This is a genomic window from Tychonema sp. LEGE 07196 (assembly GCF_963890365.1).
Classification (GTDB): Bacteria; Cyanobacteriota; Cyanobacteriia; order Cyanobacteriales; family Microcoleaceae; genus Microcoleus.
Map to the genome: position 1 here is coordinate 34,850 of NZ_CAWPRX010000085.1, position 16,433 is coordinate 51,282.

The 16,433-nt window shown below is 47.8% G+C and carries 14 protein-coding genes and 1 tRNA gene; 4 read left to right on the plus strand and 11 right to left on the minus strand.

The window, feature by feature from the left end; all coding sequences use genetic code 11:
• Nucleotides 1–61: 61 nt before the first annotated feature.
• A complete protein-coding gene (locus AACV78_RS10460; RefSeq protein ID WP_339383568.1) occupies nucleotides 62–1,312 on the minus strand; it encodes an RNA-guided endonuclease InsQ/TnpB family protein in 1,251 nt (416 codons plus the stop codon).
• 165 nt (nucleotides 1,313–1,477) lie between these two features.
• Here AACV78_RS10460 and hetZ point away from each other — a divergent pair, with 165 nt between their 5' ends.
• The 3 genes from hetZ (at nucleotide 1,478) to AACV78_RS10475 (ending at nucleotide 6,280) form a co-directional block, all read left to right on the plus strand.
• Nucleotides 1,478–2,659 (plus strand): heterocyst differentiation protein HetZ, encoded by a 1,182-nt coding sequence (hetZ, locus tag AACV78_RS10465; protein WP_194008502.1) that lies wholly within the window; start codon nucleotides 1,478–1,480, stop codon nucleotides 2,657–2,659.
• The gene (locus AACV78_RS10470) at nucleotides 2,652–3,710 is read left to right on the plus strand and encodes a hypothetical protein (protein ID WP_194008503.1); all 1,059 of its coding nucleotides are present in this window, start codon (nucleotides 2,652–2,654) and stop codon (nucleotides 3,708–3,710) included. The genes hetZ and AACV78_RS10470 overlap by 8 nt, the downstream gene beginning before the upstream one ends.
• A 206-nt stretch (nucleotides 3,711–3,916) precedes the next feature.
• Nucleotides 3,917–6,280: a transglutaminaseTgpA domain-containing protein gene (locus AACV78_RS10475; RefSeq protein WP_194008504.1), complete on the plus strand. Its 2,364-nt coding sequence runs from the start codon at nucleotides 3,917–3,919 to the stop codon at nucleotides 6,278–6,280.
• A 73-nt stretch (nucleotides 6,281–6,353) separates the two neighbouring features.
• On the opposite strand, the gene AACV78_RS10480 is transcribed toward AACV78_RS10475, so the two are convergent.
• The 5 genes from AACV78_RS10480 to AACV78_RS10500 all read right to left on the minus strand — a co-directional run bounded on the left by AACV78_RS10480 (nucleotide 6,354) and on the right by AACV78_RS10500 (nucleotide 11,112).
• On the minus strand, nucleotides 6,354–9,557 hold the full coding sequence (locus AACV78_RS10480; RefSeq protein ID WP_194074285.1) for a leucine-rich repeat protein: 3,204 nt from the start codon (nucleotides 9,555–9,557) through the stop codon (nucleotides 6,354–6,356).
• 315 nt (nucleotides 9,558–9,872) lie between these two features.
• Nucleotides 9,873–10,235 carry a DUF5615 family PIN-like protein gene (locus AACV78_RS10485; RefSeq protein WP_194008506.1) on the minus strand — a complete coding sequence of 121 codons (363 nt, stop codon included), beginning with the start codon at nucleotides 10,233–10,235 and terminating at the stop codon, nucleotides 9,873–9,875.
• A 3-nt stretch (nucleotides 10,236–10,238) separates the two neighbouring features.
• Complete coding sequence (locus AACV78_RS10490) at nucleotides 10,239–10,571, minus strand: DUF433 domain-containing protein (protein ID WP_445329582.1); 333 nt, start codon at nucleotides 10,569–10,571, stop codon at nucleotides 10,239–10,241.
• A gap of 41 nt (nucleotides 10,572–10,612) precedes the next feature.
• The gene (locus tag AACV78_RS10495; RefSeq protein ID WP_194008508.1) at nucleotides 10,613–10,930 is read right to left on the minus strand and encodes a DUF433 domain-containing protein; all 318 of its coding nucleotides are present in this window, start codon (nucleotides 10,928–10,930) and stop codon (nucleotides 10,613–10,615) included.
• A complete protein-coding gene (locus AACV78_RS10500) occupies nucleotides 10,927–11,112 on the minus strand; it encodes a hypothetical protein (protein ID WP_194008509.1) in 186 nt (61 codons plus the stop codon). Before AACV78_RS10500 ends, AACV78_RS10495 begins: the two co-directional genes overlap by 4 nt.
• A 72-nt stretch (nucleotides 11,113–11,184) precedes the next feature.
• Between AACV78_RS10500 and AACV78_RS10505 the strand changes: the two genes are divergently transcribed.
• The gene (locus AACV78_RS10505) at nucleotides 11,185–11,433 is read left to right on the plus strand and encodes a type II toxin-antitoxin system VapB family antitoxin (protein ID WP_194008510.1); all 249 of its coding nucleotides are present in this window, start codon (nucleotides 11,185–11,187) and stop codon (nucleotides 11,431–11,433) included.
• 6 nt (nucleotides 11,434–11,439) lie between these two features.
• Here the strand turns inward: AACV78_RS10505 and AACV78_RS10510 are convergent.
• The 5 genes from AACV78_RS10510 to AACV78_RS10530 form a co-directional block, all read right to left on the minus strand.
• Nucleotides 11,440–11,521 (minus strand) — tRNA-Leu (locus tag AACV78_RS10510).
• Between the two features lie 130 nt (nucleotides 11,522–11,651).
• Nucleotides 11,652–12,380: a peptidoglycan-binding domain-containing protein gene (locus tag AACV78_RS10515; RefSeq protein WP_194008511.1), complete on the minus strand. Its 729-nt coding sequence runs from the start codon at nucleotides 12,378–12,380 to the stop codon at nucleotides 11,652–11,654.
• Between the two features lie 696 nt (nucleotides 12,381–13,076).
• Nucleotides 13,077–13,259 (minus strand): glycosyltransferase, encoded by a 183-nt coding sequence (locus AACV78_RS28715; RefSeq protein ID WP_370528818.1) that lies wholly within the window; start codon nucleotides 13,257–13,259, stop codon nucleotides 13,077–13,079.
• Nucleotides 13,260–13,387: 128 nt separating this feature from the next.
• Entirely contained in the window at nucleotides 13,388–14,911 is a 1,524-nt protein-coding gene (locus AACV78_RS10525) for a carboxypeptidase M32 (protein WP_194008529.1), read from the minus strand.
• Nucleotides 14,912–14,990: 79 nt separating this feature from the next.
• Nucleotides 14,991–16,193 (minus strand): tetratricopeptide repeat protein, encoded by a 1,203-nt coding sequence (locus AACV78_RS10530; protein WP_194008512.1) that lies wholly within the window; start codon nucleotides 16,191–16,193, stop codon nucleotides 14,991–14,993.
• Nucleotides 16,194–16,433: the final 240 nt, after the last annotated feature.

Below are 16,433 nucleotides of genomic sequence, written 5' to 3' on the forward strand. Positions count from 1 at the left end.
AATACCCAGCACTGCCCACTGTGACATGACTCCGACTGTCAAGGTACGGAGCTTCTTTGAATCACTTCAAAGATTTCCTAGTTGTTCCCTTATGGGTTTTCGACTTTGACCTAGACTGAGATACTTCAGTCCCCGGCAAACCGTCTGCATAGGCGTTTTGGATTCCGACGTGTCCCGCCGTACTAATTAATTCTATTCCTCTATTTCTGATCGCTTGACCACTAGCTACATCTCTATCGGCAATGAATCCACACTCTTGACAATGATGTACTCTAACACTCAAGTCTTTTTTAACTGTTGCACCACACTCAGGACACTCTTGAGAAGTCCTCCTGGCCCTGACTTCCACAAAGAACTTACCACGCTTCCAGCACACGTACTTGGTGATAGCTCGGAATTGCCCAAAACCCTCCGCCAGCATCTGTTTGCCAAGCATCCCTTTGGCCAGAATTCGGTAATCCAAGTCTTCCATGAAGACCATATCACCCGCGTCACAAAGCGCATGAGCTTGCTTGAAGTGGAAATCCTTACGGGTATTATCAATTGTGTGGTGAAGTCTAGCAACTTTGATCCGTTGTTTCTCGTAATTTTTAGACCGCTTCTTTTTCCGATCAAGTCTGCGTTGCAGCAATTTCAGCTTGCCTTGCATCACTTTCAAGAACTTAGGCGACTTTACAAGAACTCCGTCGCTAGTTGCCAAAAACTTGGAAAGCCCAACATCTACCCCAATTGGGTGGCCGTGAGGCATAGAATTGGGAACACTAACATCGCATTGGATATTGATACTAGCGTACCAAATATCAGCCTTGTTAATTATCCGAACCTGCTTAACTACAAAGCCACTCGGTATCGGGCGATGCAAGTTAATTGCAATGGCCCCCAACTTGGGCAAGGCAATATGTACTCCCTGCACTGGATTCTGTTTAAATTGGGGAAACAACAAAGACTTGAATTGTCCAAATTTTTTAAATCTGGGAAATCCATGCCCAACTTTTTGAAACCCATCCCAGGCTCGGTGCAGTTGTTTAATAGCTTGCTGCAAGACTTGGCTTGGTACTTCGCCCAATCGGGGAAACACCTTTTTAGCGTTTGGCAAAGCATTAAGCTGATTCACTTCGCTAGGAAAAGGACTGTCAGCAGCCATGATATACTCATGACTGATAGAGCATCTGTCAACCATGCACTTCCGGCTATTGCACCAATCCTTAATTTCGCGCAGCCCATAGTTATAGGCGACGCGACAAACATCCATCCACTCTTTGAGCGACTGCTCTTGAGTGATGCTGGGATAGATTCGATAGCGGTAATTCATGGTTAGCATTCCACTAACTTAACATATTTAGTGGCAGATGCAACGCTAGTAAATATAAAGTCGCCATAGAAGGACGGGGTTTTAAACCCAATTTTTTGATAAAATCTAAAATTATAAATTTAAAGTCCCAGGGTGTGCTACTTTCAAAGTGAGCTGTCAACCATCATGCGGGAAATCGGCCAGAGCGTGGAAACCATATTTCAACTGCTGTTAGACGAACTCAAAAAGTCCACTCGGGCGTCTGAGCAGAACTGCCAAGATGTAGCAGGGCGACTCGCAGCAGAAGTCACCAGGATATGCACAGAAAGCCAGCGGATTCAAGACTCAGGAGACATAGAAGGTGCAGCCGAGAGCCTCGCCCGGCACCGCTTGCAACAATGTCTGCACTATGAAAAATTAGGATCCGGGCCAGGGCGAGTAGAATTGCAAAGCACCCTCAGCGCGATCGTCTATCGCTCCATCACCCCTCCCCAGTTGCAGTCTAGCTATCAGGCGCGAATAGAACTGATCAGAGATTTCTTGCAAGGATTTTATCTCGAAGCTTTAAAGGCTTTCCGGCGCGAAACCCAACTACCACCCACCTACAGCCCCCGCACTCGCTTAGAACTAGCAGAGTACATGGCCTTTGTAGAGCGCTTCGGCAAACGGCGCATTCCCTTACCTCGGAACCGCAGCCAGCAACTAATTATTTTACGGGCCCAAACCTTTTCCCAGCAGCAGCCCAAAGAAACCTCTGTAGATATGGAACAAGCCGCCGACGGAGGGGCTTGGGATTCTGACCAAACTTGGAACGACACCTCCGTGCACTCGGTGCGGGAAGCAATGGCCCGACAGGGTTCATCTGCAATTCGCCCCCCAGCCGACGAGTCAGAATCTCTGCGGCAAAACGTGATTGACGAATTAGTCGCCTACTTAAAAGAGCGCAACCAAGAAGAATGCGCCGATTACTTCGTGCTGCGCTTGCAAGACTTGCCGACTAACGAAATAGAGTCGATCCTGGGCATAACTCCCCGCCAAAGAGACTATTTGCAGCAGCGCTTCAAGTACCACTTGCTCAGGTTCGCCATGTCGCACCGCTGGGAACTCGTTCACCAGTGGCTGGAAGCAGACTTAGACAAAAATTTAGGTTTGCTGCCTTCTCAGTGGCAGTCCTTTGGCGAACAAATTGGCCCAGAGGGACAGCGTTTGTTACAGTTGAAACAACAAGGTCTGTCAGAGTCAGCGATCGCGCAAACCCTCGGCAGCACGGTAGCCCAGGTACAGAAACGGTGGTTTAAATTGCTGGAACTTGCCTGGGAATTGCGAAATCGTTCAGATTCCGGAGAAGGGGCATCTACTGATGAATAACGAAACGAACAGGGATGCAGAGGCTTTCGAGCGCCATTTTTTAGACTGGATATTGCAGGCGCCAATCCCGAATGCCTCTAGCGAAGAGCAGGAAAACGTCAATGACCCCCTTCCCTCAGAAGAGTGGGGCGAAACAGAAGAGAATTCCGGGGTGGAATACTGGGAATGGGACGAACCAGACCCGCTGGACTATCAAATGGGGTCGCAGAGCATTTCACCCGCACAACCCCTGACTATTGGAGAAATACCGACCGTGCAAGACCGTTTTCAGACCTTGTTAAAAGAAAGGCTTAGATCCGAAATTGAAGCCAACCCGCCGCTGTTCCCCTGGGAAACAGAACTCAAGAGCTACGAACACGACTATCCAGACGATGCAGTCCCCCAATGGGTTCCACCCCTGCACCTCTGGACTCCCCAACTACAAAATATTAGATGGGGTCGCCTGCCAATTCCGATCGCCCAAGGGGTTTTTGCTCAACTGCTAGAACCTTGTCAGCAATTGGTAATGTCGTCGCTGCGGGAAGGCTCGAAATTAGTTCGCGCTGTAGATAGTTTATTTCCGGGCCAGTCTGAGGAACTCAACCAATTAGCTGGTTTCGTACTCAGAGGTGCTACCAGAGGAATTACAGGTTTAGAAGTAGAAGATTTACCGAATTACGAAGCGGCAACTACCGATCAACAAATGCTAATGTCGTTGTTGGCCGCCCGAGAAATCCTTGAGTCTCTAACTTTGAATTGTCCTGTAAACCAGCCCCCTATTTCGCGGGAGTGGCTGACTGCTTTGGGTTCCCTGACTCTCTCAGCTCAATACCTGTCGAACCGCAACACAGAACCACCAAGGCCGTGTTTAAGAGTTGAGTGCGAATTTCCAGGGGGAGGAAGTTTGGAACTCAAGGGAGGAGATGCCGAAGCAACTGCACAGCGTCCGAATTCCGGGCATTTAAGTGTGGAGTTGTTTGACCCGCAACCTGACAAGACTTATGCCCTAGAAGTTAAATTCCAAAACTTCGATACCAGACCTCTGATGTTTGCTATTCGTCCAACTTTGTAAAGACAAAATAGCAAATAGAAAAGTCAAATTAGAGTAAATAATTTAGATTTTTACTCTGCGGTTTGACCTCACACAAAAACGAATACAATCTGCTGAAGTCTGTCGCGGAAAGCCAAAAATTTTAGATATTAGTTAAAACCCAGATAAATCTGTGGATTCAATCTAAAATCTAAAATCTAAAATCTAAAATCGTTGGATGGGTGCACATGACAACTGATAACCTGCGAAATATACCTGTTTTGGGTAAACTGTGGGAGCGGATAGAGGCAATGCCTCCGCCGGTGACTGAGGATTCTTTACTGCTGCGAATCCTAGTTCAGTTGTTGGTAATTGTGGGAATTGTGGCTACTGATGTTGCTTCTGAAGAAAGCCTGAACCTGTGGGCTGTGCCTGTTAGTATTGTGGGAGCAACTTGGAGTTGGTACCGCCGCCGCGATCGCAATGTAGCCGCTAAATTCTGCATAGCTATTGGAATGCTGGTGGCGCTGTTTGCCTTTTTTACCCGCTTGGTGGGAGAATTAAACGATACGCGGTTAGTTTTGGCGCAACTGTTAATTAACATTCAAGTGTTGCACAGTTTCGATTTGCCCCGCCGCAAGGATTTGGGCTATTCGGTCGTCATCGGGCTGATTTTGTTGAGTGTAGCGGCGACCATCAGTCAAACGCTGACTTTTGGGCCGCTGCTGTTGGCATTTTTGGCTTTAGTGCTGCCGACTTTGGTGCTGGATTACCGATCGCGCTTGGGACTCTCGAAGCTAGAAAACATCAATCCGGCGACAGAAAGTAGAAGTAAAAACAACAATTTATCCCTATTTGCTGCTACTTTATCCCCCAAGTATTTTAGTTTGTTACTGTTGATAACTGTAGGGTTGGGGCTGGCTATTTTTGCGTTTTTGCCGCGCCTCCCAGGCTATCAATTGCGGACTTTTCCCGTGAGTGCTCCTATTGAATATCAGGGGGAGTTTGACTCGCGCAGCATTCTGAATCCGGGGTATGTCAGGGGGGGAAATCAAAAAGGAACTGGCGGAGGGAAGGGGAGAAACCCAGACAAAGGGCCAGGAGAGGTAGACTCTACTTTTTATTACGGTTTCAACCAGCGCATCAATCAAAATTTGCGGGGGGTATTAAAACCTCAAGTGGTGATGCGGGTGCGATCGCAGGCGGCGGGTTTTTGGCGAGTGTTGGGCTTTGACAAATATACCGGTCAGGGTTGGGAAGTTTCGCGCAACGACGACGCTTTTAAGGTGAATCGACCTCGCTGGTCTTATCAATTTTATCTGAATCCGTATCCGAATGCGCCCCGCACTCAAGAGGTGATTCAAAGTTATACTATTCTTGCTCAGTTACCGAATTTGATTCCGGCTTTAAACAAGCCGAAGGAACTTTATTTTCCGACGCAGGAAGTGGCGATTGATGCGGAGGGAGGTTTGCGAGCGCCTGTGGAATTGGCGGAAGGTTTGACTTATACGGTGATTTCTAACGTGCCGTTTCGCGATCGCTCCTTGTTGGGGCAAACTGGTACTAATTACCCGAAAAATATTCGCAAATTCTATTTGGACGTGCCGCCAGAAATTGCCCAGAAAGTGCGAGAAAAAACTGAAGAAATCTTGTTGGGGAGAACAAGAGTGGCTAAGTCGGACAGGGCGATCGATTCTCCCTACGAAAAAGCTTTGTACTTAGCTCAATATTTGAAACAAAATCCTAATTACAAACTTGTCAAAGCTTTGCCTTATTTAGAAGAAAGTGAAGATTTAGTCGAGGGTTTTTTGTTTGGCTATCAAAACACGCAAGACGGCAAAAAAGTTACAGGCGGATATCCCGACCATTTTTCGACGGTACTGACAATTATGCTGAGATCGATCGGGATTCCGGCGCGAGTGGCTGGCGGTTTCGATACGGGAGAATTCAATCCGTTTACAGGTTTGTATGTGGTGAGAAATACCGACGCTTTCTTGATGACGGAGGTATATTTTCCCAGATACGGGTGGTTTGGTTTTAATCCGATTCCAGGTTATCCGCTGATTCCGGCTTCGGTGGAAGACAACCAGACTTTTAGCGCGCTGGAATCGTTTTGGAAGTGGATCGCGGCTTGGCTACCGACTCCTCTCAGAAGCGGGCTGGATTCAGTTATAGGTTTTGTAATTGGCTGGATCAGTTTGATTCTGGGTTGGTTTCTGGGACAGTTTGCTAGGGGTTGGGTGGGGTTATTTACTGGGTTGATTAGCGCGATCGGCTTTGGCTTCTTTGGCTGGTTAATTTGGCAAGTGTGGCGCAAGTGGCGCTACCGCCGCTGGCTGGCGAAGTTGCCGCCGGTGGAGGGGGTTTATCAGCAAATGTTGAAGGATTTGGCGAGTCGGGGATTTGCCAAGCAGAAAGCTCAAACGCCTTTGGAGTATGCTGAGGCAATGCGCGGTAATCATGCAACTGATGAAGCTGAGGTGATTGATGAAGTTTCGCAAGCTTACGTGCGGTGGAAGTACGGGGGCGAAGCGGGAAATTTGAGTCAGTTGCGGCAGTTGGTAGAAAATTTGAGGCGATCGCACTTGAAGAAACTCAAAAAGCTAAGATAATATAAATTCTCAGTCGGACACGGCGCCATGTCCTGACTGTGGTAATATGAATATCGCGAAAATTGCAAATAATTTACCGTGCCGATGGTAGCTTGAGTTCGATACCCAGTTTTTGACCGACATCGATCGCCTTATCAGCAAAATCAGTCACGCCAGCGATGCCAACTCCGATCGCAGCCGCCGTCGCTAAAATAGCTTTTAAACTTTTCTTTAATCTAGCTGGATTCCTTTCGTTTTCCGGTTTCTTGATTTCGGATTCAACATCTTCAATATCGATAACTACACCCTCGCGAATGTCTTCTGGAAACTGGGCGGCAGTTTCACGCATTGATGAAATTAGTTGTAGCAGTTCGGCGGTATTGGCGTTATTGTTTTGGATAAATGCGTTATTCCTAACTGTGGTGTTGTCGCTGCCAATCACACCAGACATCGGGCCGTTGAAGTTGTTGGTTTTGGAAGAATCTTGAGTCATTTTTTTACCGTTAACGTTGATATTGAATTGAATGCTAGAAGAATCTCCAAAATCGGGGCGATCGATTCCAGAAATTCGCTCTTTCTCTTCCCATTGTTGCAAATTATCCGGGAAATCTTCCATCAAGCCGCGTACGTTGACCATTTGATAAGATTTGTCGCATTCGACTTCGTAGCGGCGGTTGGTCAAACGGCGGCGCAAAGACTCAAAATTGTAGAGGTGAGGGTCTTGGCTGCCTTTGCATTCGGCACAGTTGCAGGGGATGAATTCTTGGTATTTGAGGCGATTGTCGTAAGTCGCGTGAATTTTCCAGAGTTCGTGGCGGATGCGGTCTAAAAGAGATTTTTTGTGGTTGCCGGAAACTCGAATGCGGATTTCTCGTTGGTGGTAATTCTCGATAACTTCAGCCTTGGCGTAATTGTCGGCGAGGATGACTCCATCGCGCCACACGATATCTCCCCTACCCTTTGGTAAAGAAGGTTGAGGGCGGTAGATTAACAAGTGCATTTCGACGATAAAACGGGTAATGATGCCTTTGGGCATGAAGTCGTATTCGTAGCGCAAAATCAGGTTATCGGTGTCGTCCCAGGTGTAATCGGGCGTTTCCAGGGGGAGAAGTTGCGGGGCGATGTAGCGTCTGGGTTGGCAGGGGATTTCGTAACACAGTTTGAAGTGTTTCATCAAGTGGAGTAGTTCGTCGTGCAAGTCTCGGTATTCTCTTTCGCACCAGATTTGTTTGAGGTTTTCCTGGGTGAAATACCCGCAGTTGGCGATGACTTCTGCGTTGTCGGCGACTTCTTTTTCGTCAGTAATTTCTTTCTTGCTGATGACTTTGTAAACAGCATTGGTTGCCAATTCGGGACGCAGAATGACTATGTTTTTGAGGATGGGGTCTTTTTGGAAGTGGAGGATAATTCCCAAGTCGTGAAGGTATTTGCTGAGAGTCAGCATGGCGGGTTTATCGGATTTTTTAAAGCCTTGGCTGGCGCAGATGTCGAAAAATTCGCTGACTGCGATGTGGGTTTGGCGTTGGGAATAGTTTTCTAAAATGTGGCGGACGCTTGCCCAGCGTTTGGGAACGGGCGTGCTGATGTGGTCGAGGGTGGCGATGCGGTTTTGGAGGGCGCGTTGGAGTTCTGCGAGTCCGCGATTGCTGGCGAGGTTGGTAGCGAAATCTTTTTCTAAATTGGCAAAGTCGCGCCGCTGTTGGGAGAGGTTGATTTCGCAGCGGATGTCTTGTTTTTCGTTTTGGACGAGGAAGACGGGACTGCTGTTGCTGAGGAGTTCGACGGCACTCAGCCAGTAGCAGAGGTTGGGGTTTTGGCGGCGGTTATCGACGAGGAGGACGTACAGGGAACGTTCGGTGAGGAAAAATTGGTGGGTGGCGTGGTAGATTTCCTGTCCGCCAAAGTCCCAGAGGTGGACGCGGAAAGGTTTGCCGTTGGCTTGTGTGAATTCCCAGCGCATCACGTCGATGCCTTCGGTGGAGGGTTCTCGTTCTTTGAGTTCGTAGTTGCGGTTGAGGAGTTTGTTTGCAAGGGTGGTTTTTCCCGCTTCGCCTTCGCCAACAATCAAAAGTTTGGCTTCGTTGAGTTCTTCGGTAGCGTCGGGGTCGCGGGTTTGGAAGTAGAAATCGAGGATGGTACGTAAATCGCCTGGTTGAGATGATTGTTTTCCGCCCAATATTTCCAGCGGAATTGGTATCGGATTACCTCGCAAATCCAGTTTTTCCAGCTTCTCCATGCCACGAATCGCCTCTGGGATGGAGGTAATCTGATTGCCACCGAGGTCAAGCCGTGTCAGATTCGACAGTTTGCCGAGCGCCTCTGGGATGGAGGTAATCTGATTGCTACTGAGGGAAAGCTCTGTCAGATTCGACAGTTGCCCGAGCGCCTCTGGGATGGAGGTAATCTGATTGCCACTGAGGACAAGCTGTGTCAGATTCGACAGTTGCCCGATCGCTTCTGGGATGGAGGTAATCTGATTGCCACTGAGGACAAGCTGTGTCAGATTCGACAGTTGCCCGATCGCTTCTGGGATGGAGGTAATCTGATTGCCACTGAGGACAAGCTGTGTCAGATTCGACAGTTGCCCGAGATCATCTGGGATGGAGGTAATCTGATTGTAACTGAGGACAAGCTTTGTCAGATTCGACAGTTGCCCGAGATCATCTGGGATGGATGTAATCTGATTGTCACTGAGGCTAAGCCGTGTCAGATTCGACAGTTTGCCGATGACTTTTGGGATGGATGTAATCTGATTGTTATGGAGGTCAAGCTCTGTCAGATTCGACAGTTGGCCGATCGCCTCTGGGATGGAGGTAATCTGATTGCTCATGAGGTTAAGCTGTGTCAGATTCGACAGTTGGCCGATCGCCTCTGGGATTGCTGTAATCTGATTTTCACTGAGGTAAAGCCGTGTCAGATTCGACAGTTTGCCGATCGCCTCTGGGATGGCTGTTAAACCAATCCTGGTTAAATTTAAACTCTCTAATTGCTTCATTTCCAGCAGCAATTCTGGCATCGTTCCGAATGGATTGCTGCTGAGGTCAATCGATCGCAAATTTACGAGTGATCGCAATTCCTCTGGCAGTGTTCTTAATTGATTCGGGATTATTAGTTTCAGACTCGGGTTAACATTAAACCCTTGCCACCTTTCTACCTTCCCCAACACCAACTTCTCAAGCTGCGTGCACTTGCCAATCTCCGGCGGCAATTCCTCCAAGTCCAGCCCCGACAAATCCAGTTGAGTCAATTTTTCCTCGGCTGCCCGGTGAATTCGCCGCACTGCTTCCTCTCGCGTCATGCCCTTTGTCTCTGGTAGGATTCATTTTATTGTGACAGGAATTTTTGCTTGGTGGGGGGGAATCACGACACGGCAGTGCCGTTTCCCGAAAATTAATCTGGCGATGATTATATCCGAGGGAGGGCGAGCGTCGATTATTTTGGGGTAGGGAAACGGCATTGCCGTGTCCTCCGTGGCCTACGCATCAAAACCTTCATAACCGGGTTTTTTTGGGTTTCTACGACTGTAACCCGTCTTCTGAGCAAAAACCCGGTTTCTTGCCACCCGCGAGGAATCTGGGGAGGAAAAAGGCTACACATTTTTTGTTTAGTAGATTTATGTTAAAGGGAGATGAATGATTCGGTCTTGGTATTCGTTATCAAACGAACCATCAACAATCACAATCAATTCCTCAATATTTTGCCCAATACTTAAATCCTGATTCAAAACGAAAATCCCTGGAATATGACCACCTTGAGCCAGATGATCTACCAAATGTACCGGCATTGACTTGCGATTGTTTGTCACCAAAATAAAGTTACGATCCTCACACCAAATCAAAATATCTGGATCGAGAGTGCTTTTTGGGGGGGTACCAATTTCGCCCACTGCCCAAACTACTAAATCAGGGCATTCTCGCCGAAGTTGTGTAGCATAAATGGGCGTAACATTCTCGTCCATTAAATATTTGAGCGCCATTTCTCAAGCACCCTGGATAACAGATTGTCTTTCCCGTTCAGCTTTCAATTTTCGCAATCTTTCTGTCGCCGGATGGGGATTTGCTACTTGGAGCTTTCGCTGCTGATGCGACCATTCCAACCAATCTTGTATATATCTACTTACTGATTCCTTGTTCAGCAAATAATACAAAATAGTTGTGTAAACTTCTGCTAAAGTTAGAGATGGATAGAATTGCTGAATTTCTTCTGGGGTGCGTTCCCGATGCAAATATTCATACAGTACCGTCTCAATCCCGATGCGATGTCCTTTAATCCGAATATCATCCGGTGCTAAGAAATCAAAATACTGATTCATTTCCATATCTAAAATCCCTCTTTTAGCTATCTACTATTCTACTATTCGGTTTGATGAGAAACTATAATGCGATCGATTTCTGCGCGGTGGCGATCGTAATAACGCCAAGCATTCTCTAAATCGCGATCGGATAAACCTGGATAATTCCGAAGTAATTCAGCCTCATCAGCCCCCTGTTGGTGAAGCGAAACCAGCGTCCAAACAGGAATGCGGGTGTTGCGAATTTGGGCATATCCTCCACACACTCCAGGCGTACTCTGAATCGCCCTAGCCCAGAGTTTTTCTTGAAACAGCAAACTCTCTTCAGGTGTCAGCGACTCAATGACTTGAATTAAGGAGTCAACCAACTGAATGTTCATAGCTGATAATTTACGCAATGTAGAATAGTGCGATCGCTCAAACTATCATAGCAAATTTCCCCCAACACCAAAGTCTCAAGCCCAGTGCACTTGCCAATCTCCGGCGGCAATTCCTCCAACTCCAAACTCGGCAAATCCAATTTTGTCTCGCCCTCATCCGTCGCTTTGTCGATTAACTGCATCAATAATAATACGATCGATTTCTTCCGAGTGGCGATCGTATGATTAAAACAACGGTTAAAAGATGAAAGCCAATGATGACCAGCCTGAATGTGGATACGGCACTGCTACAAGAGGCGATCGAACTACAACGAGAAAATTCGCTGGAAACCTTAGTTGAAATCGCCTTGCGCGAATACATTCAACGCCGCAAACAACCGCAGTATCTCGAACTTAGCTTTGGAGAATCTCTCGGTGCATTTCTGGAAAAATATCAAGTGCACGAATTGAGCTTAAATCCCGATCGAATTTGGGAAGATGTTCGCGCCGGAACAAAGCATTGAGTTTAGTGCGGATAAAAGGACTTGAACCTTCACTCCTTTCGGAACCAGAACCTAAATCTGGCGCGTCTGCCAATTTCGCCATATCCGCATTTTGACACCGAACTATTATAGCACAGCACAAAGCCATGCGTCAAGATCCAGAAACCCGGTTATTTTTGGACACCGGGTTCAATCATGAGTTATAGCCACAGCAATTTTCCGTATATTTGACTCGTCACTTAGTTTTGCCCGATCGCCTTCCAAGTGATTTCGTCAACCACGCCGTCAGCCGTCAAACCCTTATACTGCTGAAAGCTCTTGACAGCCGTAGTAGTGCGAGTGCCAAAAATCCCGTCAATCGGGCCCGGATCGTAACCCTGCATTTCCAAACGCACCTGTAGCGTCTTCACCTTAGAACCCGCCGCGCCTTTAGTCAGAGCAGTTGCAGGATTTGTCGGAACTCGATCGCTCTTTTGAACGGGAGAGTCGCTTTGAACTGGAGCATTACTCTGCAAACTTTCAGAAGCCGACACCGGATCTGCTGCTAAAGCAGTCCAAGTTTGTTTATCGACAATACCGTCGGAATTCAAACGCTGAGACTTCTGAAAAGCACTCACAGCCGATTTGGTGCGAGAACCGTAGGAACCGTCGATTTTCCCGATCGCAAAACCGTGAACTTGCAACCGCTGCTGTATGGCCGCAACTTCAGGCCCATCTGCTCCCGCCGAAATAGTTTTTTCCTTTCTCACAGGCTGCTGCTCCCCTGAATAAAAAGGCTTATTAAACATACCTCCTTGGGAATTTGCCTCCGGCTGTGTAGACGCACCAGGATCGGCGGGACTCACAAAGTCTCTGCGGTATTGTTCCTGCACAAAGGGTTTGGAGTCGAAGGCTGCATTTGCCTTTTTGGTCAACCCAGGAGCGAACAGAGCTAGCAAGCTAAAAATCGTAACAGTAGTTAAACGCATAAGTTTCATCCTGTTGGTAAAGTTTGACAAGGTTTCCCTGTTTTCATGTTTCTCAATCTCATTGTATTACCCGGATCGCTTTCTAAGAAATATCTTTCCAGGCCTTTAGAAATTCGGTAATGGGACAGGAGCAGTCAGAAGTTGCTAGTTGGAAGTTACGAATTGAAAGTAAGCGCCGTTTCGCGCTATTCCTTAGAAACCGGGTTTCTGAGGAGATGGTTCGTTACTAGAGTCAATATTTTCATAGAAACTGGGTTTCTTAGCAATAGTCCTACGGTACAAAAACGGCTCTCCTTCACAAATCTTTACTAGCGGGTTTTGTACAAAGTCGATCGCTCCGAGGCCAACTTTTTTCTCTCAACCGGCCCCTACAAATCCCAAATCGCCACTTATCGGTTCGCGTGTTCTGCCAATAAAGCCTTCGCTCTCGACTTGTAAATCAGATAAAACAGCTCTTCTATATAGCGGAGCATATCTTAGCGGTTTTCCTGAGACGAGTAGTTCCAAAAACCGTAAGTCTTGGCCAGAGTCAGCAGCCTGCTAGTATGAATTTTCCCGGTATAGGTGCTGTAAACTCGGTCAATTCCTCGCGTTGAAATTTCATATCAATAGTTAGGGTTTTGTTCGCATTTCGATAAAAAATCTATAATTTTTTCGGCAGTTTTCTAGTGGTTTGTCGGGTGATATAAAACCCATTTACCCATCTTGAATAATTTCCAGCGGGCCGCTAAACTGAGTCCCAAACGTCGGAATACCGGTAATCATTGCTTCGAGAATTGTCAAGCCGAAAGCTTCAAATAAAGCCGGATGAACAAATATACCTTGGCCGTCGGCGATTACCCGGTAGATTTCGCCGGACAGGCTTTTGGAAAGCCGCACTCCCCTGATTTGATTTTTTTTATTTGACCTAAAAAATAGAGCGATACTATCTGAGTATCGCCCTATTTTTTGGGGCTGGTACTTTTTTTAATATCATTGTAAAGTTTGCAATCAGAAATTACTATCCCTCAAATGACATAAAATTCCCCGTATTTGTGGCGAATGTAACGGACAAAAGGATCGATAGTTAAAGGTGAACCGGTCACGCGATCGATCAATTCAACTGCAGTGTATTTGCGGCCGTGCTGGTAGATGTTTTGTTTGAGCCAGTCGTGGAGTAGAGTAAAGTTTCCCTGTTCTATTTGTACGGTAATTTCGGGATTGCTTTTGACTGCGGTTTCGTAGAATTGAGCGCTCATCAAGTTGCCGAGGGTGTAACCTTGGAACATTCCGCCGATCGTCCCGACGTACCAGTGAACATCCTGCATCGCACCATCGCTGTCGGTGGCGGGGACAACGCCGAGGTCTGTTTTATAACGTTCGTTCCAGGCTTCGGGGAGGTCTCGCACCGCTAGTTTGCCCTCTACCATTGCCAATTCTAGGTCAAAGCGGATGGCGACGTGGAGGTTGTAGGTTACTTCGTCGGCGTCGGTGCGGACGAGCGATCGCGAGACTTTGTTAATTGCCCGGTAAAATGTGTCAGTGGATACCTGTCCCAACTGTCGCAAAAATACGCCTTGGAGTTGCGGGTAAAAACATTCCCAAAAACCGCGACTGCGCCCGACCAAATTTTCCCAAAGCCGCGACTGGCTTTCGTGCACGCCGGAGGAAATGCCGCCAGCCAGAAGCGTACCTTCAAATTCTGGGGAATTGCCGAGTTCGTAGAGGGCGTGTCCGGCTTCGTGGATGCTGCTGAACAAAGCTTGATCCAAGTGATCTTCGTAGACGCGGGTGGTGATTCGCACGTCGTCTATGGAGAAGTTGGTCATGAAGGGGTGGAGGGTGGTGTCTTGCCGTCCGCGCTGGAAATCATACCCCATCCGTTCTACGACTGTGCGGGTGAATTCTAGTTGCTGGGCTTCTGAGAAGTATTGATGCAAGCAGGAGTCGTCGGCGGCGGGTTGAGAGGTGATCGCTTCGACTATGGGGACTAATTCTTGACGCAGTTGGGCGAATAGGGGGCGCAGCAGGGATACTTTCATGCCGTAGTCGCTGCGATCGATCAAAGGATCGGCGATATGTTCGTATCCGGGGAAAAAGTCGGCGTATTGCCTGCTTAATTCTAGGGTTTTTTCGAGATAGGGTTCGACGGTTGCGAAGTTGTTGTCTGCTTTGGCCCTGGCCCAAGCTTCGTAGGAGTCGGCTTGGTGGCGGCAGAGTGCGGACATGAAGGCTGCGGGGACTCTGGCGGCGCGATCGTAGTCTCTGCGGGCGATGCGGATCAGGCTGGCTGGGATGGAGTCGTAGGGGAGGGCTTGTTCGTAGAAACGCAAGTCTTCTAGGAGTTCGCCTATTTTGGGGTCAGTAAATTTTTCGTGGGATATTTGTTTGAGAGTGGCCAACTGGCGGCCTCTGGCGGTTGCACCTTTGGCGGGCATATAAGTCGCCTGATCCCAATGCAGCAGCGACGAGGCTGATTCGATGTCAGTAACTTCTCTGAGGTGGGCTGCAAGTTGAGCAAATTTTGCTTGAGTTTTGTCTAGGGTTTGCATGATTGGCGTTGGAGGTACTGTTTTGCCTAAAAAGGTTACAGTGCGGCATTGGTATCCATCAATCATTGCTACCCTGAAATCAAGCTAAAAACCGCACTTCTTCCCGTATTGTACGCAATTTCGAGTCATTCTGGCAGAGTTTACGGTATTTCTTCGGATTGAGCTCGATCGCCCTTGATAAATTTTCGATCGCCTTGCTGGTGATGCTTGCTAAAGCTTCAGGGTTGTTTGTACCATCGCCTGCTGCTTTTTCTAGGAGGTAAATGCAAGCTTTTTGATAGTAAAGATTTGGGTCGTCGGGTTTGAGTGCGATGATTTTATCGTAGGACTCTCTGGCTTCGGTAAATCGTTGGATTTTTTTGAGGGCGACGGCGCGGTTGTACCACGCTTCGGTGTTTTCTGGCTGCAACTCTACGGTTTTGTCCCAAGAGGCGATTGCTTCTTCAAACCGCTGTAAGTTGGCCAAGGCCAGGCCGCGGTTGTACCAGGTTTCGCTATCCTCTGGCTTGAGTGCGAGGGCTTTGTCCCAGGAGGCGATCGCTGCTTCAAATTTTCCCATTTGGGCGATCGCCGTGCCGCGTTTGTTCCAGGCTTCAGCGGAATCCGGCCGCAGTTGCAGGGTTTTGTCGTAGGAGGCGACGGCTTCTGGGTAGAGTTTTTCGTCGGCTAGGGCGACGGCGCGGTTGTACCAGGCTTGATGCAAGTCGGGTTTTAGTTCGATTGCTTTGTCGTAGGAGGCGATCGCCGCTGTGTTTTGGCCGGAGGTTTTCAGGGCTAGGGCTCTATTGTACCAAGCTTCGGAGTAGTCTGCTTTGATGGCGATCGCTTTGTCGTAGGAGTCGATCGCTTCTGATAATTTTTCCAAATTTACCAGAGTGTTGCCGCGGTTCGTCCAAGCTTCGTGATAGTTTGGCTGGAGTTTGATCGCCTGTTCGTAGGAAGTGATGGCGTCTGAGAGTCTGTCGATCTTCCGCAAAATGTTGGCCCGATTGTACCAGGCTTCTGGATTGTTTGGTTGAATTTTTAAAGATTGGTTGTAGGCCAATATGGCTTCGGGTAGCCGTCCCAATTTTCTGAGGGCTACGCCTTTGTTGTACCAGGCTTCGTAAAATTTTGGTTCGAGTTCGATCGCCTTTGACCACGATTCTAGCGCGGCTGACAAGCGTCCCATTGTTTCTAGGGCGTTACCGCGATCGTACAGTGTTTGAGCTTTTTGGGCGTTGACCGATCTGGATTGTTCCCCCGAGTCGATCGGCTTTTCTATGCTGGCTAATTTTTGCAAGGGGTTTCACCTCATTATTTTTTGTAAAATTGTCGCTTTTTCTTTATATTGATTAAGTTTTCGCTGCCGATCGCAATTGATCGAGCGCCTATATTTGGTTATTTATGGCAATTTTATAGTAACTCTGCAATTTTTTCAACTTTTTCTAATCTATACGCAAGTTTGTTGTTTCTAGGTATAGATTAATACTATTTTTTTCATAAATTGCGTAGAAGCGTAAAAAGGGCGATCGCACTCAGG